At 72.8% G+C, this 22,540-nt stretch carries 15 protein-coding genes and 1 pseudogene; 7 read left to right on the top strand and 9 right to left on the bottom strand.

All coding sequences use genetic code 11. The annotated features are described in order from the left end of the window. Positions 1–4: 4 nt before the first annotated feature. Genes MTF69_RS22645 through MTF69_RS22635 form a run of 3 tightly spaced genes read right to left on the bottom strand, consistent with a single transcriptional unit; the run spans position 5 to position 7,025 of the window. Positions 5–1,195 carry an AAA family ATPase gene (locus tag MTF69_RS22645; RefSeq protein ID WP_243337040.1) on the bottom strand — a complete coding sequence of 397 codons (1,191 nt, stop codon included), beginning with the start codon at positions 1,193–1,195 and terminating at the stop codon, positions 5–7. Further along, a complete protein-coding gene (locus tag MTF69_RS22640; RefSeq protein ID WP_243337039.1) occupies positions 1,192–6,174 on the bottom strand; it encodes a hypothetical protein in 4,983 nt (1,660 codons plus the stop codon). The genes MTF69_RS22645 and MTF69_RS22640 overlap by 4 nt, the downstream gene beginning before the upstream one ends. Further along, positions 6,171–7,025 (bottom strand): DUF4132 domain-containing protein, encoded by an 855-nt coding sequence (locus tag MTF69_RS22635; RefSeq protein WP_243337038.1) that lies wholly within the window; start codon positions 7,023–7,025, stop codon positions 6,171–6,173. Before MTF69_RS22635 ends, MTF69_RS22640 begins: the two co-directional genes overlap by 4 nt. 310 nt (positions 7,026–7,335) lie before the next feature. Here MTF69_RS22635 and MTF69_RS42970 point away from each other — a divergent pair, with 310 nt between their 5' ends. From MTF69_RS42970 to MTF69_RS22620, 4 genes and pseudogenes are all read left to right on the top strand, one after another. Then, the gene (locus MTF69_RS42970; RefSeq protein WP_279346082.1) at positions 7,336–7,467 is read left to right on the top strand and encodes a hypothetical protein; all 132 of its coding nucleotides are present in this window, start codon (positions 7,336–7,338) and stop codon (positions 7,465–7,467) included. A 237-nt stretch (positions 7,468–7,704) separates the two neighbouring features. Beyond that, entirely contained in the window at positions 7,705–8,211 is a 507-nt protein-coding gene (locus tag MTF69_RS22630) for a hypothetical protein (protein ID WP_243337036.1), read from the top strand. 61 nt (positions 8,212–8,272) lie between these two features. Next, positions 8,273–8,623: pseudogene (locus tag MTF69_RS22625) on the top strand (RHS domain-containing protein); the annotation flags it as partial. A 1,322-nt stretch (positions 8,624–9,945) separates the two neighbouring features. Continuing rightward, positions 9,946–12,264, top strand: a complete 2,319-nt coding sequence (locus MTF69_RS22620) for an NACHT domain-containing protein (RefSeq protein ID WP_243337035.1) — start codon at positions 9,946–9,948, stop codon at positions 12,262–12,264. A 739-nt stretch (positions 12,265–13,003) separates the two neighbouring features. On the opposite strand, the gene MTF69_RS22615 is transcribed toward MTF69_RS22620, so the two are convergent. Further along, complete coding sequence (locus MTF69_RS22615; protein ID WP_243337033.1) at positions 13,004–13,381, bottom strand: MerR family transcriptional regulator; 378 nt, start codon at positions 13,379–13,381, stop codon at positions 13,004–13,006. Between the two features lie 140 nt (positions 13,382–13,521). Between MTF69_RS22615 and MTF69_RS22610 the strand changes: the two genes are divergently transcribed. Further along, positions 13,522–14,493 (top strand): aldo/keto reductase, encoded by a 972-nt coding sequence (locus MTF69_RS22610; RefSeq protein WP_243337032.1) that lies wholly within the window; start codon positions 13,522–13,524, stop codon positions 14,491–14,493. Between the two features lie 59 nt (positions 14,494–14,552). On the opposite strand, the gene MTF69_RS22605 is transcribed toward MTF69_RS22610, so the two are convergent. From MTF69_RS22605 to MTF69_RS22585, 5 genes are all read right to left on the bottom strand, one after another. Next, entirely contained in the window at positions 14,553–15,239 is a 687-nt protein-coding gene (locus MTF69_RS22605) for a 2OG-Fe dioxygenase family protein (protein WP_243337030.1), read from the bottom strand. Between the two features lie 26 nt (positions 15,240–15,265). Continuing rightward, positions 15,266–15,448 carry a hypothetical protein gene (locus MTF69_RS22600; protein ID WP_243337029.1) on the bottom strand — a complete coding sequence of 61 codons (183 nt, stop codon included), beginning with the start codon at positions 15,446–15,448 and terminating at the stop codon, positions 15,266–15,268. Positions 15,449–15,522: 74 nt separating this feature from the next. Further along, entirely contained in the window at positions 15,523–16,263 is a 741-nt protein-coding gene (locus tag MTF69_RS22595) for a class I SAM-dependent methyltransferase (RefSeq protein WP_243337027.1), read from the bottom strand. 194 nt (positions 16,264–16,457) lie between these two features. Continuing rightward, positions 16,458–16,913 (bottom strand): transglycosylase SLT domain-containing protein, encoded by a 456-nt coding sequence (locus tag MTF69_RS22590; RefSeq protein WP_243337025.1) that lies wholly within the window; start codon positions 16,911–16,913, stop codon positions 16,458–16,460. Positions 16,914–17,422: 509 nt separating this feature from the next. Continuing rightward, the gene (locus tag MTF69_RS22585; RefSeq protein WP_243337023.1) at positions 17,423–20,065 is read right to left on the bottom strand and encodes a SpoIIE family protein phosphatase/ATP-binding protein; all 2,643 of its coding nucleotides are present in this window, start codon (positions 20,063–20,065) and stop codon (positions 17,423–17,425) included. A gap of 72 nt (positions 20,066–20,137) precedes the next feature. Here MTF69_RS22585 and MTF69_RS22580 point away from each other — a divergent pair, with 72 nt between their 5' ends. Together MTF69_RS22580 and MTF69_RS22575 are read left to right on the top strand one after the other, a co-directional pair. Then, a complete protein-coding gene (locus tag MTF69_RS22580; protein WP_243337021.1) occupies positions 20,138–20,662 on the top strand; it encodes a serine/threonine-protein kinase in 525 nt (174 codons plus the stop codon). Next, on the top strand, positions 20,663–22,474 hold the full coding sequence (locus tag MTF69_RS22575; RefSeq protein ID WP_243337020.1) for an ABC transporter substrate-binding protein: 1,812 nt from the start codon (positions 20,663–20,665) through the stop codon (positions 22,472–22,474). It abuts the gene before it with no gap. Positions 22,475–22,540 lie beyond the last annotated feature (66 nt).

Below are 22,540 nucleotides of genomic sequence, written 5' to 3'. Positions count from 1 at the left end.
GGCGTCAGCGCTCCAGGGCCGGGCGCAGGTCCCACAGGGTGCGCCAGGTCGCCGAACCCTGCTCGGCGCGGCGGCGCACCGCGCCGTCCCAGTAGCCCAGCAGCCGGGCGGCGTCGGCCGGGTCGTCCTTGCGGACCACGCCCAGCAGGTGGCCGGGGAGCAGGGACAGCACGTCCCGGTCGCCGGGGAAGTACGCGGCGGCCAGGGCCAGCGAACCGGCCACGGACACCGCCTCCGCGGTGCTCATCACCGTGGAGGGGCGCTCGACCTCCCAGCCTTCGGCCGACCGCCCGTCCCGCAGGTCGCGGAAGGCGGTAACGAGGGCTTCGAGGATCGCGTCGTCCACCTGGAAGGGGGCACCGGCCCGGGTGACGGCCGCGTGGGCCTGGCGGCGTACCAGGGCGGTCTCGGCGTCCAGGTCGCCGATGGGGCCGACGGTCTCGAAGTTGAAGCGGCGCTTGAGGGCCGCGGACATCTCGGAGACGCCCTTGTCGCGGAGGTTGGCGGTCGCGATGAGGGTGAAGCCGGGGGCGGCGTGGGCGAGGGCGTCGGCGCTGCCGGCCAGTTCCGGGACGGCGATGCGCCGTTCGGACAGGAGTGAGACCAGGGCGTCCTGGACCTCGGGCAGGCAGCGGGTGATCTCCTCGACGCGGGCCACCGCGCCACGGGTCATGGCGGTGAGGACCGGGGAGGGCACCAGGGCCTGCCGGGTGGGGCCCTGGGCAAGGAGCAGCGCGTAGTTCCAGCCGTACTTGAGCTGGTCCTCGGTGGTGCCGGCGGTGCCCTGCACCACCAGGCCGCTGGTGCCGCACACGGCGGCGGCCAGCAGCTCGGAGAGCATCGACTTGGCGGTGCCGGGCTCGCCGACGAGCAGCAGCCCGCGTTCTCCGGCGAGGGTGACGACGCAGCGTTCCACCAGGGCGCGGTCGCCGACGAACTTCTGCTCGATCACCAGCTTGCGCGGGACGCCGTCGGGCGCCGCGGCGCCCTCGGGCAGTCGCAGGGCCTCGCCTCCGCTGCCCATCACGAAGGTGACGACGGCGCGCGGGCTCAGCAGCCAGGCGGGCGGCCGGGGGCCGTCGTCGTAGGCGGCGAGGAAGGCCAGTTCGGTGGCGTGGCGGTCCTCGGGCGGGCTGACCTGCCGGGCGGACGGGGGTGCTGACGGGGGTGCGGGAACGGTGGTGTCGGTGGTCATCGGCGGCGGCCCTTCCGGGTGGCACGGGTGGTGAGTTCTTCGAAGGCGGGGGCGTCGCCGTCCTTGACACGGCCCCATGCGCGGGCGAACAGGGCGGGCACCGGCAGTTGCGGCACGGCCCGGGCGTGGTCGCGGAGCGGGTAGAGGGGTTCCTTCCAGGTCTCCACCGGCAGGGCGGGGGCCTTGAAGTCGTGCCAGCCGCAGGGCAGGAACAGGGTCCGCCCCGCGCGGGACCGCTTGGCCTCCAGGACCAGGCCGGTGGCGGCCAGTTCGGTCCTGGCCTTCTTCGACCGGCCCGGCGTCCAGCCGGTCCACCGGGCGCGGTCGCGGTCGGTCGGGTCGGGCAGTGCGAGCAGTTGCAGGTAGAGCGCGGCCGCGTCGTCGCCCAGCCCGTGGGTCGCGGCCACCTCGGCGACCAGCTCCGGGACCGAGCGGGCGGGGTCCTGGGCGTAGCCGGTGAAGCCGCCGGGCACCGACCCGGCCAGGACGGCCTGTTCGAGGTCGTCGCCGAGCAGGGCCCGCACGGCGGCCAGGGAGTGGCCACGGCCAGGGCCGACCAGCCCTTCGAGCAGCCCGAGGACGGGATCGTCCGCGTCGGTGATCCCCGCCGTACGCACCAACGTCATCTCGGTGTCGCCGTACCAGGGGCGCAGCACGAGGGCGTCCCCGAGCCGGGTGAGGCCGTCGGCTCCCGCCCCTCCCGTCGCGGGCAGGCCGTACGCGGTGCGCAGCGGGACCGCGGTCGCGGTGCCCTTCTCGGTCCACTCCACGTCCAGGTCGAGGATGAGGCCGGGGTCGGCCAGGCGCCTGCGTAGCGCGGCGAGTCCGGCCGGCAGGTGGGCGCGCAGCGGATGGCCGTACGGCAGTCCGTAGGCGAGCCCGCTGAGCGCGGCCACGGCGCTGGTGAGGTGGCCGCGGCCCGGGACCGCGGCCGGGTCCTCCGCCACGAGGTGGCCGTCCTTGTCGAGCCGCATCGGGGTGGTGCGGCTGAGCCACGCGGTGGTGCCGGGGTTGAGGACGGCTTCGGCCGACGCGATGGAGACGCCGGCCAGGAGGTCTGCCAGCTCCTCCGGCAGCCGGACCAGCGATCCCAGGCGCTCCGCCCAGGTCTTGGCGGCCGCCGCGGTGTCGGGGCCGGTCTCCCACAGGTCGGCGGGGTCGGCGGGCAGCAGCGCGTCCAGCAGTGCCAGCCGGTTGGTGCCGCCGAGCGCGCTCAGCCTGGCGTCGGCCCGTTCGGCCTGCCGGGCCTTGAGGCCCACCAGGGCCAGCCCTGCCGCGTCGAGTTCACCGGTCCCCGCCGCGACGAGGAGGGCCGCCTGTGCGGGCCCGATGCCGGTGGCGGCGTCGAGTGCGACGGGCGCCTCGGGCCGCCACGGCGCGGCGCCGCGCTCGCGGACGAGGCGGATCAGCGGGAGCAGGCGCTCGTGCGGGAGGGCCGGGGTGTACCGCTGGTCCTCGTGGTGGGTGAAGCCGCCGATCTGGCCGAACGCCCCTTCCGGGTCGTGGTCGAGGGCGAGCCAGTGGACGCGGTCGTTGCGCTGGGTGTGCTCCCGGCCGAGGATCACCACCGTGCGGTCGCCGCGGCGCAGCACCTGGCCGATCCGCTGCTTCTTGCCGACCTGGTCCTCGCTGTCCTCCTCGCACAGCAGGACCTGTCGCAGGGCGCCCGCGGGGTTGGCGAGCGGGCCGGTGGCGACCGCTTCCAGGAGGAGCAGCAGCGCCTCCCGGTGTTCTTCGGTGGTGGTGGGGGCGGCGGCGCGGTAGGCGAGGGGGCCCAGGGCGTCCAGGAACGGCAGCCAGCCCAGGTCGATGCCGGGGACGGTGCGGGTCTCGCTCGTCCAGCCGTCGCCGAGTGCCGGCAACGGGGTGGGGTCGGGCAGCGGCTTGCCGTCGGCGGGCTTGCCGGACAGGACCTGGTTGACGGAGAGGATCTGCTGGAGGCCGCTCCACTTCGCTTCGCGCCCCCAGTAGCCGTATCTGCCCGGCGCGGCGATCCCGTCCGCGGCGGCGGTCAGGGTCGTGTCGTCCCCGTGGACGGGCCTGTGGTCGGCGTACATCCCGTCGCCGTGCCGCTTCCCGCCGTGCGGTTCGTCCCGCGGGGGTGCTACGTACGCGGCGATGTCGGCGCGATGGCGGGCGGCCGTCCGCACGAGCACGCTCACGCCGGTGAGCAGCCGGGCGTCGGTCAGCGCGGGGAGCGCCGTGGCGACGGCTGCCTCGATGAGCTCGTCCGCGGAGGGGCCGTTGTACGACTCGTCGGCGGCGACCGCGGCCTTCCGCCCGGCCAGTGCCGTGGCGACGGCGTCGAGGAGGGTCGCGATCTGCGCGTCGGTGACCGCGCGCAGGGCGGCCGAGCCCCGCTCGTCGCGCGGGCGCAGGGCGTGCCAGAACGCGGGCGGCGGGACGTACCGGGTGCCGGCGGCGTACTCGCCGCCCTGGTCTCCCAGGGGGACCGATCCCAGCGCGTCGGTGGTGGCGGCGCCCGCCGGATAGAGCTCTACGGTGCCGCCGACGACGGCGGCGAGGGGCGCGGCTCCGCCCGGCAGCCGCAGGGCGCCCAGCGGTACGGGGTGGTCCCGGCGGCCCGGCGCGACGGCCAGGGTGACGGTCCGCCCGTCGGGGGTCCCGGAGGTGACGCGGCGGTCGGGGTCCTGTCCCTCGGTGCGCACCCAGCGGCCCAGGACGGTGCCGTCGGTGCCGAACGGCGTGGTTTCCAGGCCCGGGAACAGCGGCAGGACCTCGCAATCCTCGGTCACGAGGCGGGCGTCGTCGCGGATTCCCGACTGCAGGAAGGCGGGCAGCGAAGCACGCCCGTGGGTGCCGCCCGCCGGATCGTACTCGACCCAGCAGTGGTCGCGGCCCTGCTTGCCCTGGCGCCAGTGTCCGGTGCCGTCGCCCAGCACGGGGCGGGTGGACGGCAGGGTGGTGTCGCCCGCGTGCAGGGTGCGGCCGCCGGTGGCGCGGCCGCCGCCGGGCAGCGGCAGCGAAGGGGAGCCGACGTCCTGCCCGTTCCACCACTGCGGCAGCTGCTCGCCGCCGAGGGTGAAGGGTTCGCCGGGGCGGTTCGACCAGTACGCGCGCTGCTTGCCGTCCTCCGCCCAGATGACCAGCAGTTCGCCGTCCGTGTACCGGAGGCGGGGACGCCGCCAGCGGTCCAGGTCGGCGGGCAGGCGCAGCTCGTGTTCGAGCAGCACCCCTTCGGGGCCGACCACGACGGCCGTGTGGCGGTTGGCGAGGACCAGGGCGGGCCAGGCCTCGGCGACCACCATCCAGTGGTGCTGGTCGGTCCGGTCGGTGTCGAGCCGCCGGTAGGTCTCCTCCAGGGCGGGCCAGCCCAGTTCGTCCAGAACGCCGGCGCGCAGGGTGGCCCCGAGGACCGGCGCCAGGTCGTGGGCGGCGATCCGGGCGATGGCCTCCGCGTTGACCTGGCCGGCGACCGCGCGGAAGGACGACAGACGCCGGAGCGCCGCTCGCGAACCGGGCAGTCCCGCCGCCCCGGTGAGTTCCGCGGCGCGATCGCGCAGCCAGTCGTGGAGCACGGCGCCGAGGACGGGGTGGGCGGCGATCGCGGCGAGCACGGAGTCCTTCGAGCGATGGCCGTTCATGCCGTTCAGCGCGTCGTACAGCAGTCCGCGCAAGCGGGGACGGCCGGCGACGGCCGTCAGGTCGCGGCGGCCCGGGGTGTCGTCGCCGATCCAGCGCTCCAGCGGGAGGTGGACGTTGGCGCCCGCCGCCGGTTCGGTGACGGGGATGTCCCAGGCGACGCAGGCGTCGAGCAGGTCCAGGTCGGCGCCCGCGTGCCAGCGTCCCTGGAAGAGGTCGACGGGGCGGCCGTCGGAGCGCAGCCGGGGGGCCATGCGCTCGACGAGGGCGAGGGTGCGCGGGCAGCGCTCCGAACTCGACGAGCCGTGCTTGCGGTGCAGGGCCCAGCGGCTGAGCCAGTCCGCGGGGTCGACGCCGTCCGTGCTCTCCGCGTCGGTGAGCAGGGCGTCCGCCCCCGTTTCGGCGAGCAGCGACAGCCAGGCCTCGTCGGCCTTCCGGTCGTCGCCGAGGCCGGTCGGCATGATCTCCAACAGACGGGTGCGGATCTCCGGTCGTGCGGCGGCGAGCGCCACCAGGGTCGGGCGGTAGGCGGTCCAGAACGACGCTGGGGCCCGGACGATGCTCGGTGAGGCGATCAGGTCGCCGACGAAGCCACTCTCGGCGGTCTCCCGGTCCAGGCCCGCGGCCTTGACGAGTGCGCGGGCGTCCTGCGGCAGGGCGGCGTACGGCGCCATGCCCGCACCGCAGCGTTCGACGGCGAGTTGCCGGAACTGCGTCCAGGCCTCGGCCGGGTCGAGGCGACGCGACAGGTCCTGCGCGTGGTCCTTGAGCGCCTTGACGGTCAGCGCCCCGGCGAAGGCGAACTCCAGGAAGACGGCCCGCTGCCGCTCCTCGTCGACCGGCAGGCCGTGGACGCGCTCGGCGGCGCGCGCCTTCCCGAAGAGCGTCGCGGCGTATGTGCTGTTGTCGTGCTGGAGGAAGACGCGCGCGGCCTGCTCGTAGAACGTGGGCAGGAAGTGCGGTACGGCGCGGCCGAGCCGGGTGGCGAGTGCCTCGAAGCCGTCCTTGGCGGCGCCGGCCCGGGACTTGGCCTGGCGGGCCAGCCGTTCCATGTCCTTGACCAGGGCCAGCGCGTGGTGGCCGTTGGCCGGATCGTTGACCAGCGCCCAGGCGGGGAAGCCCAGTGTCTCGCGGCGCACCTGCCCCACCTCGGGGGCGTCGGGCTCGCGGGCGAGTCCGAGGAAGTCCAGTGCCAGGTCCTCGGCCTCGCCCAGGGTGCCCTCCACCAGGCGCACCACGCGCCGGTCGTCCAGGGCCGGGTGGGTGTAGGTGCGGGCGGTGAGGGTGTCGGCGTCGTCACGGGCGACGGTGCCGGCGCGCAGGATCGCCCCGGCGTCCAGCAGGGCCGCGGCCCGGGTGATGTCGTCGGTGTTCATGCCGCCTGCTCCTCGTCATCGATGTCGCGTCCCGCGTACAGGGCCGCCGCCATGCGCATGCCTTCCGACCAGGCGACCGGGCCGAACTGTCCGGCGGTCAGTGCCCGGCCTGCGGCGTCGGTCCAGGTCAGCGAGCCGGTCTCGGTCCGCTCGTAGCTGTCGTAGTCGCCTATCCAGATGCGCGCCTCGACCGTCGCGCCGTCCTCGACGACCGGGCATACCGCCTGGCCGCCGCGGGCCCGGTAGCCGAGCTGGGTGGTGCGCCCGTGCAGGAACCGCAGTTCCTTGAAGGCGCCGCCCGCGTAGTCGTCGACCGAGGCGGTCTCCGGGTCCAGGTCCGCCGGGCGGTGCCAGACCTCGCGGAAGAGCTGCTGCACCCGCTGGTCCACGGTGAGTTCGACCGCGAACTCGCGGAGTTCTTCCAGGTCCGCCAGCAGCACAGGGTGCGGGATGCGGACCAGCTCGGGGCTGATGCGCACCGTGTCGCCGTCGAGGTCGACCAGGCCGAGGCCCCGGACGGGGTCGGCGTCACGCAGGAATCCGGCGACTTCGCCGTCCTCGCCCGTGACGACGAGGTCGTACAGCGCGGAGCGCCAGGCCGTGTCCTGCCACACCTGGACGATGACCGCGACGGGGACGGGCAGCGAGCGCACCATCCAGCGCTCCACGTCGGCGACGCATTGGCGTTCGTGCCGATCCAGCCACTCCACCAGCTGGCGCAGTCCGACCACGGCCGGGTCGTCCGCGAGTTTCCCCGGGACCGTCTTCAGCCGGCGACCCGCCGCATTGCGGCAGACCACTTTCCCGCCGTCGAGGGCGACTTCGTAGTCGCCGGCCGGAACCCACCCCATGTGCTGTCTCCTCGGTCAGACGGCCTGGTCCGGGGCATGGCACGGCATGGCACGGCATGGCACACTCCCGGTCGCAGCGCCGCCGCGATCACGTTGGTGTGACTCTAGGGGCAGCCTCGGACAATGCTTCCGGCAGCGCCACAGGGAGGGCGGATCACGCCTGCGGGGGCCCGGAGCGACGCCCCGGACCCCCGCTTCACGCCACCCCGGCACGGGCCGAACGTCCAGGGCGTCTCTGACGGATCCTGCCGGGCTCGCGGGCCCCTGGCCGGCCTGATCACCCCAGTACCAGGAGCGGGAGGCCGGGGGTTTGGGGTGCGCCCACATCGAGCACCTGCCCGAAGCGAGCGCGCACCGGACCGGGGTGTGGATCACGAACCGGAAACAACGCCGCACCCAACTCGCAGCCCTCGCCGAACTCGACGTGGACTGGACGCGGTAGGTGCTGTGTGAAATCCCGAAAACCCGACACGCCGCGGCCTGCCCGTCGGCAGAGCATCACCAGCCCCGCCCCATTGCGTTGGGGTGCCTCCGGATACACGCCCGTCGGCTCGGGCACCACTGACAGCAGCGGATCGGCGCAGTCGATCAGGACCGGCAAGCTGCCGGGGCAGCCTTGTCGTTCATGGTGCGGGTGCCCGGGTTCTCCCCTCCGCTGCCGACCGGTACGCTCCCGCCCGTGAACGGTCTTCGGGTGGGAGCGTCCGTAGTCGCGGGCGGGCTGGTCCTCGGCGCACTCACCATCATGGGTGGCTGGTGGGCCCTCAACGGCGGGATCTACGGCTGCACCGCCGCGGATGCGGCACTGCAGGACCCGATGGCCACCCAGGTCCGGACGCTCGGCACCCCGCAAGGAGCACAGGCCGACGACGGGTCCTACTCCGGCTGCGACGACGACGACCGCTTCGCGTACTTCGGCCGGGAGTACTCCGAGCCCGCCCGCCGAGCGGACGTCGTTGCCCACTACCAGGCGGCCGCCGCCCGCGACGGCTGGCTGCCGGCACCGCCCGAGCCGGACCAGCCCGCCTGGCGCCACGACCCGGCCGGCGAACGGATCGGCCTCTGCTTCACCAAGCAGATCGACGGCGCAACCTCCCATCTCGCCGTGTCCTGGGCATTCGACGGGGAGCAGGGCTACACGGTGGAGGCACGGGCGAGCCAGAGCGGCGGCTCCTGGTGTCCGTGAGCCCGGCTACGGGCGACGGCGGTGGTTTGCCCACCGGGCGTACGCCCACCTCATGCCCAACGCCCCTGACGGGCAGACCGTCGTCCACTCGGTGTTCTTCTCCTGGGACGGCACCCGCCTGGCCGAGCAGACCGACACCGCTCACGGCACGACCACGAGCTGGGAGTACGACGGCCACCGCCCGCTGACACAGCTGGAGCGCCGCGGAACACCGCAGACGGGGGTGGACTCACGCTTCTTCGCCATCGTCACCGACCTGGTGGGCGCGCCCAGTGAACTGGTCGACGAGGACGGCAAGATCGCCTGGCAGGCCCGCTCCACGGTGTGGGGCACGACGACGTGGAACCGGGGCGGCGCCGCCTACACGCCCCTGCGCTTCCCGGGCCAGTACGACGACGCCGAGACCGGCCTCCTCGCAGGAAGTCCCCCGTGACGCCGCCGGGCTCCCCCTCACCTTCACCTCCGTACTCGTCGCGGGCACCGGCTACTACGACTTCCTCACCACCCCCTGAGCCATAACGCCGGGAGAACCGGCCGGGCGATCGCGAAGGCCAGACAGCGGTCGGACTGTCTGCGGGCCACTCCGATGCCGGCCATGACCACGAGGACGGTTCCGGCGGCCTGTAGACCTCGACACGGCGTGGCGCTACGAGTGGCGCCGCGACCGGCCGCTGACGTCCCCGCCGGCGCCTGTCCGGCGCCCATGAGCCGGGAATACCGCACAGTTCGAATGACGCTCCCCGCCAGATGAGCAGGCGCCGTGGTCGGCGGCGCGGCGGCAGGCGTATGCGAACGACCAGAACAGCCCCGACACCCTGATCGCGGTCTCCGCCGCCAGCAACAGGAGCAAGAGCGACAAGGATCCGGCCGAGTGGCTGCCTTCGGACGTCTCCTACCACTGCACGTACGCCGCGACCTGGGTTGGCACGAAGCTGAGGTGGGACCTGGCTACGGACGACGCTGAGGTACAAGCGCTCCTCGGACTCGCCGAGGACTGCCCGGACACGACCGTGGTCTACGAAAGCGCCCTGTAAAGCCTCCGCGTTCGAGGGGGATCCGGTTCCCGTGCTCAGCTGCAGCGTGGCCGTCGTGTCCGCTCGTGCCGGGCTGGCACGCTGATCGGCGGAGCCCGCCCGGGACCTCCTTCGCACGTCGGCCCGGGCGGGCCGCCAAACCCTGCCGGTGGCCCGGGTCAGCGGTGGGGACTCCAACGCCCGAACCGGGCTATGAGCTTGCGTACAGCCTCCTCGTCGAGGCCGAGGTGGGCGGCGGCCTGTGCGGTGTCGAGATCGCCAGCCGTGCCGCGGGCGGCCCAGTACGCCGTCCGGATCGGGCGGCGGCGTGGTGCGATCCAGGGTGCCCGAGCGCCACAGGCTGTTCAGGACCACGGCGCCGGCCATCAGTGACAGAACCAGACCCGCGTCCGTGTACCCGGACCACAGCACCCACCCGGCGCCCCCTGCAGGAACACCAACCTCGTACGTGCGCACCAAGCGGCCGACCTCACCGATCCAGCAGTGCGTCCGGAGCACTCTCACGCCACGCCGAGCGGCCTTGGCGCGGGCGTCAGCAGGACCAGCCGGGTTGACCAGGGGCCGGGCGCGCTGCCCCCGAGCGCCCCCGCCGCGCCCCCCGGTTTCCGTGCCCCTGCCCGGCATCACCTCGTTGCTCCGACTGGATGTTCTGGACGCGAAGACCGCTGGGAGACCTGCGGCCGGGAGACGGGGGAACGGTATGCGCGACGGGCGCTGGAGGGTGACCTGGGGGCTCTGCGGGGCAGTGGCCCTGACACTGGCGGTGCTGTGGGGCGTACAGAACGCCGAGGTCGTCTCGACGGCTGCATCTGTCCTCGCCACTGTCCTCAGCGTGTTCGGCGCACTCTCGGTGTGGGCCTGGCGCCGCTCACCCGGCCGGGCGCGCTCCGACGGCGACCAGCTGACGCAGGCCCAGGACGCCCTGGCCCGGTTGGTCCAGGCGCAGTGGCGCGAGGAGGCGCGGCTGCGCGGCCTGTACACCCCGCTGCCCCTCCCCGTGACCTGGTCGGACTCCCCGCGCGAGGACCTGTGGGGACACTCCCCGCTGATCGGTGGGCCGGTCTCGTGCCGGGTGGACCAGCCTGATGAGCTGGCCGCGCTCCTGGGCCCGCCGCCCCGCCCCGGCCGGCTCGTCGTCCTCGGTTCGGCGGGGTCGGGCAAGACCACCTTCGCGGTCCTGCTGGCGCTTGCTCTGCTCGGCGCCCGCGGTCAGGGCGATCCGGTGCCCGTGCTGCTCACCCCCGCTTCCTTCGACCCGGACCGGGAGAACGGCACCGTCTGGCTGCGCCGCCGGATCGCCGCCGACTACCCCGCCCTCACCGACGCCGACGCCTACGGCCCGAGTGCCCTCGACGACCTCCTCGACGGCCGGCGGATCCTGCCGGTCATCGACGGGCTGGACGAACTCCCCGAGGCGGCCCAGCAGGCGGTTCTGAAAGCGCTGAAGGACGCCTTCGACCCCGACGCACCCCTGGTCCTGACCTGCCGGACCGAGGCCTTCGGCGCGGCCGTGGCCGGGGCGGGCCCGCTGACCGGTGCCGCGGTGATCGAGCCCGCCGCACTGCATGCCGCGGACTCCCTCGAACAGCTCCGCCTCGCCACGGCGGCGGGACCGTCCCGGACCCGCTGGGACCTCGTGGCGGAAAACCTGCGGGATCACCCCGACGGCGCCCTCGCGCAGACCCTCACCAGCCCTCTGAGTGTGGCCCTCGCCCGGACCGTGTACACCGAGGGCACCGGCGACCCCTCGGAGCTGCTGCGCCTCACCACCAAGGAGGCCGTCGAGGACCACCTCCTGGACGCCGTCGTGCCCGTCACCTACGAACGCGCCCGGCGCCGGGACCCTGCCCGCCGCTGGAGCCCCGAGGACGCCCAGCGCCACCTCACCCGCCTGGCCTCCGGCATGGCGCGGCGGCGCACCTATGACCTCGCCTGGTGGCGGCTGTACGACGACACTCCCACGATCGCGCGCGCCTGGTCCCGCGCCACCGCCCTGGCCGCCGCCCTCGTCGTCCTCACCTTGCTGGGCTGCGCCGTCGCTCGTTCCCTGCCAGGGGCTCCGCCGCCGGAGCCGGGCCTGGCCGAGTGGTACGTACGGTCCGCCGCCGTCGGCGTGTGGTGCGCGTGCCTGACGGCCGCGTGGATCCCCGCCCGCCCCCTCGGTCCCGCCCTCACCGCGTCTCTCGGCGGACTGGCCTTCGCCGTTCCCGGGATGACGGTCGACCCGGTCCCGGGAGTGGAGCCCGCCTGGTACGCGATCGGCTGCGTGTGCGTCCTCGGCTTCTCCTTCCTCCTCGTCCTGTACCCGTCCGGACACCCCTCACCCCCGCCCGTACCGAGCCGCGGCACGCTCACCCCGGCACACCGGTCGCGCCGCCTCGTGCGGGCCGCGCTCCTGGTCCTCGGCACCACGCTCCTCACCGCAGTCGCTCTCTGGGCCTACGGCCTCGTCGTGCACCCCACGGGCGCCGCTGCGTCTGCCGCCCGGTCCGCCGCCCCGCTCTGGGCGTACGGCCTGGGTCTCGGCGCCCTCTTCGGCACCGGCCAGGCCATGCTGTACTTCACCCGCGGCACGACGACCGCACGGGATCGCCTGCACCCCGCCGCCACCGTCCGCGCCGACCGCCTCGTCACCCTCGTCGGCTGCTGCGCGGCGCCCCTCCTCGTCACCATGCCCTGCGGTCTCCTCCTGGTTCTGCAGGGCAAAGCAGAGGCAGCGGAGTTCCTCGGCCTGCTGCTGAGCATGGGACCCACCGGTCTCGTGCTCGCCCTCGCCGCGCGCGCCTGGCCGTACTACACCGCCGCCCGCCTGCTGCTCGCCGCCCGCAGCCAACTCCCCTGGAACCTGCAGGCCTTCCTCGACGACGCCCACCGCCTCGGCGTCCTGCGCCAGGTCGGCCCCGTCTACCAATTCCGCCATGCCCGTCTCCAGCAGCGCCTCGCCCACCGCGACACGGTCCCCACCCCCCGCCCCGCCCCGAACAGTGACACGCGCTCCGGCCGGCCCGCCCTGCCGTGACCGCACAGAGGCCGGCGGCGCCGCCGGGCCGCCCGTCCGGCGGGACGTCGTCCGCTCCAATTCCCAGCGGGGAAACTGGAGTTCACGAAGGCCGTCGTCAGGTGGCGATGTCGCGGATCAGGGAAACTGCGCTGCGGTCGACGAACCTGCGCAGCATCACAAGGTCGCGCATACCCGCAGATCGGTTCACAAGGTGTACGTGACCAACCGCATCACACTGCTGTCACCCCGCGCACCCTCGCAGGCCCCGCCCTGTCACTGGCCGGACTGCCCACGCCGACGACACCGACAACCCCGGCTCAACCACACGCACCTCGCGGACCAGGCTCGACTCCACCGGATCCGGCGGCCACATCACCGCCGACGCCGAGGGCATCGCCGCCGCAGGCAACCGGATCTACGTCTCTTCCCAGGGCATCACCGCGCACTTCGCCTGAGCACCGGTGATCCACAGGCCCGGGCGGCACAGGCGCAGCCCGGGCCGACCCTCCAGTACGGGCACACAGACCTGGCAGCTCTGCAGGAGCACCCCGGGAGCGCGCCGTACCCGACCAACGGGATGCCGGAGTGGTGGGAGTTCTCGCGGGTAACCTTCGTCGACCGCCACACGAACGGCTGACGTCGGCGTACGGGCGCAGCGGGGACGGCCGCGCTCACGCTCGCGGGTAGCCGTGGCCCGGCGGCGGGCACTCCCGGCCCGGCTCGGTCGTGCGGATCGGCATACGAATCTGAAGACGTGTCAGTTCAATGCCCGGCGGTAGAAGGAGATCTTCTCGCGGACGTACGCCTGCTGGCCGCGCAGGTGGAGGATGTTCTCCTCCACCTGCGCGTCGTGCTGCTCCAGCAAGGCCAGGCGCTCGGCGAAGGTCCCGTCGCCATCGCGGACGAGTCCGGCGAAGCGCCGCATCTCGGCGATCGGCATCCCGGTGTCGCGCAGGCAGCGCAGCACGGCCAGCCACTGAAGATCGTGCTGGGTGAAGCGGCGGTGGCCGGTGTGCGAGCGGGGGACGGCGCCCAGCAGACCGATGCGTTCGTAGTACCGCAGGGTGTCCAGGCTGAAGCCGGACCGTTCGACCGTCTCGGCAGGGGTCAGGTACTCGGTCGTGGGTGCGCTCATGCGGGGATCATGCCATCGGCGGCAACGGGCCGCCGAATGGTTTGACCTGGACCGCGCTCCAGGTGGCACCGTTCCTTTCACGGCGCCCGGCGTCCCACGCCAACGGCCCAGCCCACGCCCCCCTTTGTAGAGGAACTCCCATGCGTTTCCGTACCCTTGGCCTGCGCGCTGACGGCACTCCCGGCCCGACGGTGAGCACGCTCTGCCTTGGCACGCTGCCGTTTGGCACCCGCATCGACGAGCAGCGCGCGATCGACCTGCTGGACCGGTTCGTCGAACGTGGCGGGACCTTCATCGACACCGCCAACTGCTACTCCTTCTGGCTCGACGGCGCGAACGGCGACGAGAGCGAGCTGGTGATCGGACGCTGGCTCGCCGAACGCGGCAACCGCGACGAGGTCGTGCTGGCCAGCAAGGTCGGCGCCCGGCCGACCGGCCCCGGTGAGTGGCCGGGCACTGCGGAGGGACTGTCGGCGGCAGCCGTCCAGGCCGGAGTCGAAGGCAGCCTCAAGCGGCTCGGCACCGACCGGCTCGACGTCCTGTACGCGCACATGGAGGACCGCCGGCCGGCACTGGCCGAGACGGTCGCGGCGTTCGGCGGACTCGTCGCCGACGGCACCGTCGACGTCCTGGGCGTCAGCAACCAGGTCACCTGGCGCATCGACCGGGCCCGTGCGGCGGCCCGCGAGCAGGGAGTGGCCGGATACAGCTGCGTACAGCAGCAGTACACCTACCTCCGGCCCCGGCCCCGCGCGACCTTCGGCTCCTGCGAGCACGCGACGCCGGAACTGCTCGACTACGTCCGCAGCGAACCCGGCGTCACGCTGCTCGCCTACACTTCCCTGCTGGCCGGCGCGTACACCGACCCCGCCAAGCCCCTCCCGAGCGGCTTCGATCACCCCGGCGCAGCCGCCCAGTTGGCCGCGCTGCGTGACGTGGCGGCCGAGACCGGCGCGACCGCCAACCAAGTCGTCCTGGCCTGGCTGCTCGGTGGCGACCTCCCCATCCTGCCCGTCGTCGGCGCCTCGACCCTCGCCCAGCTCGACGAGGCCCTGGACGCCGTCGACCTGGACCTGACCCCGGCGCAGCGCGCCCACCTCGACCAGGTGTAAGGCCGCCTGGACTTGACGGACACGCATGCAGAGGTCGGCGGGCTCCGGCGGTGGCGGTGTCACAGCTGGGGGATGTACGGGGCGAGGCCGACGATGAGGATGGACCGTTCGCCCGGCCCCGGTTCGGAGCCCGTGCGGACCGGGCCGACGTAGTGGCTGACCCTGTGGTCGTGGACGGCGTAGCCATCCAGTGGGTCGGCGAGGGTGAAACTGGTGTGGATGTCCGCCCACGGGTCCTCGGGCTGCAGGCCCGCACTGCCCGGCGTGGCAATGACGTTCTGCCCACCCGTGACGTTGGTACGGCTGATCAGGTGGGCGAAAGTGAACGTGCTGGCCGAACCTCCGTCCTGGTGGAGGCAGTTCGGGGAAGAAACAGCATCCTGACCCGGACGGTCGACGCCGAGCCTGATCAGGTGAACCCCAGCCCACAGCGGCCGCCTCCTCAGGTCCCTCAGAGCAAGGACCTGCTCGATGTCCCAGTGCAGGAGCCTCAGCAGCAGTGCGTTGTCGCGCAGCGCCTCGGGGATGTCGGGGAGGACGCGGAGCTTCCGCGGGTGCTCAGGGTCGTCCTCGCCCTGGGAGAAGTTGGTGACCGTACCGTGTACGGGGTCGGGGGTTCCGGGAATCCAGGACAGTTCGTCCTTCCACGGGAGATACACGGCATGGGAATAGCGGCGGAACCGGTTCGTTCCCGGAGCGTACGGGTCGGGCGGAAGATCCGCGCAGCTCTCCTGGATCTGGGCCAAGTCCCTCGCCGCGGAGCCGCCCGGGGCTATGCCGAATTGCTCAGCGCCGTAGCGGGCGAACCCACGCTCACGCAGACCATCCGCTCCTGGTGCGCCAGGACCCCCCGCATCAGTGTGCGGCCGCCGTCGGGGCTCAGCATTTCCCACGTGTTCCTCCAACAGGTCACCAGCGCGGCCATGGCGCCGGCGGCCGTGCCGACCTTACGCACACCTCGCCCTCCTCCCGGTCACCAGCTCCCCGTCAGCCCCTGCACGACTTACGCTGACCGCCCGGTGGCCGATCTCAGGTTGGCTTGCGCCACACGGAGATGTGCTTCGCGGAGTCCTGGGTGAACGGCGTCCCGTCCCAGTCCGCGACGCGACGTTCCAGCTCGAGCCCGGCGATCCGTGCCATCAGGTCGAGCTCGGCCGGCCAGGCGTAGCGGTGCCGGGAGTTCTCGCGGCGGTAGCGGCCGTCGTCGGCGTCGCGGGTGAAGTGGTGCGAGACGAGGATCTGCTCGACGAGGTCGAAGGTGTCGAAGCCGAGATGCTGCTCGGAGACGTCGAACGGCACCGCGACCTGGCCGGGCGGCAGCAACCTCAGCGGCGGCACGCCCAGCTCGATGACGAATCGGCCGCCCGGCTCCAGATGACGTGCGGCGTTGCGGAAGCACTCGACCTGCTCGTCCTGTGTGAGCAGGTTCGTGATGGTGTTGTAGACGAGGTAGACCAGGGTGAACTCGCCCGGGACGGCCGTGGCGGCCATGTCCCCGATGGTCACCGGGAGCATGTCCTCGCCGAGCTTGCGCCGCAGTACCGCTGCCATGTGCTCGGACAGTTCGATGCCCACGACCGGCACGCCGCGTTCCCGGAGCGGGACGCCCACCCGTCCGGTCCCGATAGCCAACTCCAGTGCCCGGCCGCCTCCGGCGAGCTCGGCGAGGAAGGCGAGAGTCGGTCCGAGAACGGCGGCCGAGGACGTCTCGGCCTCCTCGGCGTCGTAGCGGTCGGCGGTCGCACGGGTCCACAGCTCACTGCTCGTCACGGGCGGCCACTTTGCCGGGTACCGAGGGGTGCTGTCGACGCGTTTTCCGCATCGTTGCCCACACACACGACGCCGACGTCGCCCTGGCGCAGGCAGCATCGGCGTGGGATCCCGGTGGTGGCGTGCGGACGCGACAACGCTCGGCCGGGGAGTCCGGCCGAGCGTTGTCGTGTTCTCGCGGTCCGCTGGCGGGTTTAGTACCAGTGGTGGTTCTGCCAGAAGGTCCAGGCGCCTTCGGGGCTGCCGTAGCGGGAGTTCATGTAGTCCAGGCCCCACTTGATCTGGGTTGCCGGGTTGGTCTTCCAGTCCGAGCCCGCCGAGGCCATCTTCGAGGCCGGCAGGGCCTGGACCAGGCCGTAGGCGCCCGAGGAGGAGTTCGTGGCGGTGTGGTTCCAGCCGCTCTCCCTCGAGACGATGTTGTTGAACGCCGCGAACTGGGCCGGGTCCTTGATCATCTGCTGGGCGATCGCCTTGGCGCTCATCGGGGCGGCCTGCGCGGGAACCGCGGCCAGCATGGAACCGGCCACTCCCAGAGCAAGGACGGTACCGGCGAGGGCCTTCTTGGAAGCGGCGATGCGGCGGATGACGGTGTGGGACACGGACGGGCCTTTCGAAGGGGACAAGGGCGGTCGCAGGCATGCCGAAGACATGCGTGAGCCACTCACGCGAAGGAGAGGGGTTCGTCGGCGGGAGCGGGAGAACCGGATCCGGGGGTGAACCGTCCGGGGGTGAGCCCGGGGAATCTCCGTCCGCCTTGCGACTCATCCAGTTCTACGGGGGTCCGGGGCGTCTGGCAACGACCCCTCTTACTAGTGGCCCTCGCAGCCGGGGCGGAACGGCCCCCACCGGCCGGGACGGTATCGGTGCAGGTGGGGGGCGGTGTGAGGGGGTGGGTAAGGGTCGTTTAAGGACTACTATCCCGCCTCGTATGTGACCAAGGTCCTGTGGGGCGGGTCACCGCCGGGAGGCCCGGATCTCACCCTCCGTGGCTACGCGTACCCCTTTCAGGGGAAGGCGGGCAGACCGAAACAGCCCCCAGATCCAAGGCCACAGGCGCATCGAAGGCTGCCGTTCGCGCGGCCGGCTGGGTTTGTCACGGCCTGCATCGCGTAGAAGGGGCGCCCGGTGAGGGAACGGCGTCCCGCTGTCCGGGTGTGCATCAGAGGGGTTCCAGGTCGACGGAGGCCGTGGGGGGCGGTTCGCCTGCGCCCGGAGTGTCGGGGAGGGCCTGTTCCGTCCAGATGACTTTGCCGCCGGGCGTGTAGCGGGTGCCCCAGTGGTCGCTGAGCTGCGCCACCAGGAACAGGCCGCGCCCTCCCTCGTCCGTGGCGGCGGCGTACCGCGCGTGCGGGGCAGTGCTGCTGCCGTCCCATACCTCGCAGGTGAGCGTGCGGGCGTGCAGCAGTCGTACCCGGACCGGCGCGCTGCCGTGCCGCAGGGCGTTGGTGACCAGTTCGCTGAGGATCAGTTCGGTGGCGAAGCCGAGCTCCGAGAGGCCCCATTCGTCGAGCTGCTTCACCGCGACGCTCCGCGTGGCGGCAACCGCACTCGGCTCGAACGGCACGTCCCACTCCGTGACCCGGTCCGGGCCGAGGGTCCGCGTCCGCGCGATGAGCAACGCCACGTCGTCGGTCGGACGGGCCGGCAGGAGGAGATCGAGTACGGCCCGGCAGCTCTCCGCCGGTTCCCGGTCCGGATGGCTCAGCGCCGTGCGGAGCAGCTCCAGCCCCTCGCCGATGTCCCGGGTCCGCTCCTCGATCAGCCCGTCCGTGTACAGGACGAGCTGGCTGCCTTCGGCCAGGTACAGCTCCGCGGCTTCGAACGGAATGCCGCCCAGTCCCAGCGGGGGCCCGGCCGGCAAGTCCACGATGTCCGTCATGCCGTCGGGAGCGACCACGAGGGGTGGCAGATGCCCTGCCCGCGCCATGCTGCAGCGCTGGGACACCGGGTCGTAGACGATGTACAGGCAGGTCGCGCCCAGTACGCCGCCGTCCAGGTCGTCGGCGGCCCCGTCGCGGTCGATGCGCTGGACGAGGTCGTCCAGGCGGGCGAGGATCTCGTCGGGCGGCAGGTCGAGGGTGGAGAAGTTGTGCACCGCCGTGCGCAGCCGCCCCATGGTGGCCGCGGCGTGCAGTCCGTGCCCGACGACGTCTCCGACGACCAGCGCGACCCGGCTGCCCGGCAGCGGGATCACGTCGAACCAGTCGCCGCCCACCCCGGACTGGGCGGGCAGGTAGAAGTGCGCCACGTCCACGGCGCTCTGCTCGGGCAGGGCGCGCGGCAGCAGGCTGCGCTGGAGGGTTTCGGCGAGGGCATGTTCCCGGGTGTAGCGGCGGGCGTTGTCCATGCTGACCGCCGCACGGGCGACGAGTTCCTCGGCCAGTGACAGCTCGTCCTCGTCGAAGGGCTCCGGCTTCTGCGACCGCCAGAAGTTGACCACGCCGAGTACGACGCCCCGCGCCCTGAGCGGGGCCACGATGAGCGAGTGGATTCCGTATTCGACGATGGCCCGGGCTCGCGGCGGGTCCTGGGCGTGCCAGCCCGGCGCGTCGGTCAGGTGGGGCACCAGCTCCGCTTGGCCGGTGCCGTAGCCGCGCGCCTGAGGGGTGGACGGAAGGAAGTCGATCAGCCACCCGCGCGGGTAGAGGGGATGGTCGGAGCGGATGCCGCTGACCGCCGTGCGCCGCATGTCGGCGCCGGCGCCGGGTTCCTCGCCGTCGAGCACCGAGTCGGCCAGGTCGACCGTGACGAAGTCCGCGAACCGCGGCACGGCGACGGCGGCGAGTTCCTCGGCCGTCTGCACCACGTCGAGGCTCGTTCCGACGTCGCCTCCCGCGTCGTACAGCAGCTTGAGCCGTCTGCGGGCCGTCTCCGCCCGGCTCGTCAGGACCTGCATCTCGGTGGAGTCCCGGATGGTGACCACGGCGCCCTCCCGCCGGCCCCCGGGGTGGGTGGGCCGCTGGTTGAGCACGAGCAGCCGGTCGCCCACTTCGAGCACCTCGTCGGTGGCCACGCGGCCCGACAGCAGCAGGTCCGCCATCCGCCGGTCCAGGCCGGGCACGTCCCCGACGCCGCGTCCCTCGGCGTCCTCCGGCAGGCCGAGCAGCCGCTTGGCCTCGTCGTTGGCCAGGCGTAGCCGCCCGTCACCGTCGGTGATCAGAACCCCTTCGCGGACGGCGTGGAGCACCGCGTCGTGGTGCTCGTACATGCGGGTCATCTCCTGCGTACCGAGCCCGTGAGTCTGCCGGCGCAGTCGCCGGCTGATCAGGGCCGTGCCGCCGGTGGCCAGGGCCAGGCCGGTCGCGATGGCCAGGAGGATGACGGGGAGCTGACGGTCGACGACACCGGTCACGTTCTTCACCGTCAGGCCCGCCGAGACCAGTCCGACGACCCGGCCGTCGGGCGCGGTGACCGGCACCACCGCCTGGATCTCCTTGCCGAGCGGACCCTCGACGCTCTCGGTGTGGACGTGTCCGGCGAGCGAGGGCTCGATGTTGCCGACGAACCTCTTTCCGATGCGGTCCGGATGGGGATGGCTGTACCGGATGCCGTTGGTGTCCATCACCACGAGGAAGTCAACGCCGGCGGCCTTGCGCGTCGTCTCGGCGAGGGGCTGCAGGACGGCGGACGGGTCGGACGTCTTGAGCACGTCCTGCAGGCCCAGGGAGTGGGCGAAGGTCTGCGCGACGGAAACCGACCGGTTGCGTGCCTCTCGGTCGCTGTCGTGCCGCGACTGGAGCAGCAGGGACAGCAGGGCGCCGGCGGCGAGCAACACCACGATCGCCACCTGGAGGACGAACACCTGACCGGCGACGCTTCGTAGTCTGTTGCCTAGGAGTGACCGCACCGACACGCCCGGCACGGGTGGCAAGGAATGGTCACGCACCCAGTTGTAGCACCTCTGGGCGTCCGTGGCCCCCGGGCACGCACCATCACGCCCCGGCATTCACATGCAGGCCCGGCCACGATCCTCTTCCCGGCGGGGCTGGACGACGGCGACCGCGCGACGCTGCTCAGGCGTTTCACCGGCGAGGCCCGTGCGGCGGTCACTCTCAGCCATCCCGGGATCATCACCATCCACGACGTCGTCGAGCACCACGGCGCCCCCGTCATCGTCATGGAGTTCATCCGGGGGCAGTCCCTCGCCGCGGCCATCCGCGAGCAGGGCCGGCTGCCCGTGCGGCGGGTGGCGGAGATAGGGGCCGCCTTGCTCGGCGCGCTCACCGAAGCACACGACGCGCGGATCATCCACCGCGACATCAAGCCGGACAACGTGCTCCTGACCAAGGACCGCGTCGTCCTCACCGACTTCGGCATCGCCCACCTGGCGGATGCCACGACCAAGCTCAGTCAGAGCGGGACCGTCATCGGCACCCCGCACTACATGCCCCCGGAGTAGTTGGAGGGCAAGCGCCCGACCCCCGCCAATGATCTGTGGGCGCTCGGCGCCACCCTCTACCACGCCGTCGAGGGACGTCCGCCGTTCGAGGCCGACGGGCTCCAGGCCCTTGCCGTAGCCGTCTTCACCCGACCGCACGGGCCGCCGACGCACGCCGGCCTGCTGGCGCCCGTGCTGGACGCGCTCCTGACGAAGGATCCGGCGCTGCGCATCGGCGCCGCCGAGGCCGCCGAGCTGCTGGCGTCGGCGCTGCGGGCCTCCCGGTCCCGGGCGGACACGACCGCCGAGGCCGTCGCGCGCGAGCCCGTACCGGCGCCCGTCCCGGAGGCGGCGACGGAGCACGCTCCGACCCCGACCGAGCGGGAAGCGGAGCTGCCTGCCTCGTCTCCGCTGCCGACGCCCACGGCCGGGGAACCGGCGCACATGCCCGATACCCTCCGCCCGCCCGTGCCGGAGCGGCCGACCGCCCCGCCCGTGGCCGGGCCCCCGGCCGAGGATCTGATCTCGCTCGGCTGGTCGGACCAGCGGGGGCGGGACGAGGGTGCGTCCACCCGACGGCGCGCCCTCACGCGGCGCTCCTCCGTTGTGGGCGTGGCCGTGGTCACGCTCGCAGCCGGCTCCGTTCTGACCTGGAAGTTGACCCGTGACACCCCGCCCGGCGGCGGGACGACCGGAGGCGGCTCCTCGGCCTCCGCCGTCACGGTGGTCATCGGGGTGGACGCACCGCTCAGCGGCGGCCTGTCGGCCATGGGGGTCGGCATGAAGAACTCCGCCGACCTGGCGGTCAGGACGTCCAACCGGACCGGGCACGTACCCGGAGTGAACTTCGAGATCAAAGCTCTGGACGACGAGGCCGCTCCCGCCAAGGGCCGGCCGAACGCCGCGCAGTTCATCGACGACGCGAAGGTGCTCGGCGTCGTCGGGCCCCTCACCTCCGGGGTCGCCAAGACCATGGCGGAACCGCTCGGACGGGCGAACCTCGTCAACGTGTCACCGGCCAACACCGACCCCGTGCTGACACTGGGCCCCCACTGGGCCAAGGGCTCCACGTCCCGCCCGTACAAGACCTACTTCCGGACCGTCGCCACGGACGTCGACCAGGGGCCGTTCGCCGCCCGGTACCTCCACGGCGAGGCCGGGAAGAGGAAGCTCTACGTCATCGACGACGGCAGCGCCTACAGCAGCAGCCTCACTTCCGGGCTCAGTACGGCGTTCACGAAGCTCGGCGGAACCGTCGTGGGTACGGACCTGATCGATCCCGCACAGGACGACTTCTCCTACCTGGCCCCCCAGATCCGGGCCTCCGGCGCCGATGCCGTGTACTTCGGCGGCTATTACGACACCGCCGGGCCGCTCTCCGCGCAGCTCAAGCAGGCGGGCGTGACCGTCCCCCTGATGGGCGGCGACGGCATCTTCGACCAGCAGTTCCTCGCCACGAACACGAAGGCCGAGGGCGATCTCGCCACCGGCATCGGCGTTCCTGCCGAGGACCTGGCAAAGGGACGGGACTTCCTGGACCAGTACCGGGCGGCGGGGTACCCGGAGGCGGCCGGTTCGTACGGCCCCTACGCGTACGACGCGGCCTGGGCGGTCATCGAGGCGGTGAAGGCCGTAGTGGAGGCCCACGGCGGAACCCTGCCCGCGGACGCCCGGGCGAAGGTGCCGCAGGCCGTGTCGGGGCTGGCGTTCGACGGCGTCACCGGTCGCGTGGCCTTCGACGAGTACGGCGGCACGGTCAACCGCCAACTGACGGTGTACGCGGTGAAGGGCGGCAGCTGGACGACCGTGAAGAGCGGCCCCGGCGCCCCCTGAGCCGTCCCGGGCACGCCGGAGGCGCCGCGGCTCCCCCCTTGGCAGCCACGGCGCCTCCTGTCCATC

Origin of the sequence: Streptomyces sp. AP-93 (genome assembly GCF_022808175.1) — a bacterium.
Lineage (GTDB): Bacteria > Actinomycetota > Actinomycetes > Streptomycetales > Streptomycetaceae > Streptomyces.
This window is presented reverse-complemented; position numbering and strand designations above follow the sequence as displayed.

Coding starts and splice junctions, on each gene's coding strand:
- MTF69_RS22640 (WP_243337039.1), bottom strand. CDS start 6,174: ATGAACACCGACGACATCACCCGGGCCGCGGCCCTGCTGGACGCCGGG.
- MTF69_RS22610 (WP_243337032.1), top strand. CDS start 13,522: ATGCGTTTCCGTACCCTTGGCCTGCGCGCTGACGGCACTCCCGGCCCG.
- MTF69_RS22580 (WP_243337021.1), top strand. CDS start 20,138: ATGGTCACGCACCCAGTTGTAGCACCTCTGGGCGTCCGTGGCCCCCGG.
- MTF69_RS22615 (WP_243337033.1), bottom strand. CDS start 13,381: ATGAGCGCACCCACGACCGAGTACCTGACCCCTGCCGAGACGGTCGAA.
- MTF69_RS22645 (WP_243337040.1), bottom strand. CDS start 1,195: ATGACCACCGACACCACCGTTCCCGCACCCCCGTCAGCACCCCCGTCC.
- MTF69_RS22590 (WP_243337025.1), bottom strand. CDS start 16,913: ATGTCTTCGGCATGCCTGCGACCGCCCTTGTCCCCTTCGAAAGGCCCG.
- MTF69_RS22635 (WP_243337038.1), bottom strand. CDS start 7,025: ATGGGGTGGGTTCCGGCCGGCGACTACGAAGTCGCCCTCGACGGCGGG.
- MTF69_RS22620 (WP_243337035.1), top strand. CDS start 9,946: ATGCGCGACGGGCGCTGGAGGGTGACCTGGGGGCTCTGCGGGGCAGTG.